The organism is uncultured Campylobacter sp. (assembly GCF_938045535.1).
Taxonomy (GTDB): domain Bacteria; phylum Campylobacterota; class Campylobacteria; order Campylobacterales; family Campylobacteraceae; genus Campylobacter_B.
In genome coordinates this window covers 1-1272 of the sequence record NZ_CALIMQ010000074.1, presented here as the reverse complement: position 1 = coordinate 1272, position 1272 = coordinate 1, and the positions used below count along the sequence as shown (strand labels likewise).

The window sequence follows — 1272 nt, the reverse complement described above, 5'->3', positions numbered from 1 at the left end:
GTTATTCATCGCGCCGCCCACGACGTAAGTATTGACCTCGCTTACAGGACGATTAACATCTAGCTGCGCGTAGTGCGTGCCGATACGATATCTTTGAGCATCGGGGTAGCTAAATATCCTTGCTTGCAGCATCTTATCGGGACTAAAGCTGATACCAGGCACTATATTTGACGGGCTAAATGCAGCCTGCTCAACCTCATTGAAATAATTTTTCGGATTTTCGTTTAGCGTCATGACGCCCACGTCGATGAGCGGGAACTCCTTATGAGGCCAAGTTTTGGTTAGATCAAAGGGGTTAAATTTGACCTCTTTTGCCTGCTGTAGAGTCATTATTTGAATTTTAAAATCCCAGCTTGGAAAGTCGCCCTTTTCTATACTCTCAAAAAGGTCGCGTTGATTGCTCTCTCGATCTTTTGCAATGATCTGTGAAGCCTGAGCGTTGGTTAAATTTTTAATGCCTTGGCGGGTTTTGAAATGAAATTTAACCCAAAATCTTTCATTCTTGTCATTTATAAGGCTGTAGGTATGACTACCAAATCCGTGCATATGACGGTAACTTGCCGGAATACCGCGGTCACTCATCAGGATGGTTACTTGATGCATACTCTCAGGGCTTAAGCTCCAAAAGTCCCATGCTGCCTCATTTGAACGGAGGTGTGTGCGGGGATCACGCTTTTGCGTGTGGATAAAATCCGGGAATTTATACGGGTCTTTTACAAAAAAGACGGGAGTGTTGTTTCCGACCAAATCCCAGTTGCCCTCTTTGGTGTAAAATTTAATCGCAAAGCCCCTTACGTCGCGCTCAGCATCAGCCGCTCCAGCTTCACCGGCAACGGTAGAAAATCTCAAAAGCAGCCTTGTTTTCTCGCCTTTTTGCAATACTTTGGCTTTAGTATATCGCGAGATATCCTGCGTTATCTCTAATGTTCCGTATGCGGCGCTACCTTTTGCGTGAACGGCGCGCTCTCTGTTTTGATGAGCTAGTTTTTCAAGTAGCTGATAATCTTGTAACATTATACCGCCGCGGCTGCCTGCGGTAAGGGAGTTTTGATTATCCGCGATAGGATTACCCGAAGTAGTGGTTAGTTTTTTCATATTTATTCCTTTCTAATAAAATTTATTTATAATTATACACATATAAATTAAAATATTCATTAAATAATAAAAATTATTGATAAAAGTTTAGCCTTAGAATTTGTAATATTTTAAAATTTTATATTTCTAACCCATCTTTAACATTATGAATTTCATAAATTATGAGATCTGCTATAT

The 1272-nt window shown here is 40.9% G+C and carries 1 protein-coding gene; it reads right to left on the bottom strand.

Features of this window, described 5'->3' with window-relative positions:
• Positions 1-1095, bottom strand: a 1095-nt coding sequence (locus Q0095_RS02515; RefSeq protein WP_297881060.1) for a catalase, incomplete at its 3' end; no start/stop codon positions are given.
• Between the last annotated feature and the right edge of the window lie 177 nt (positions 1096-1272).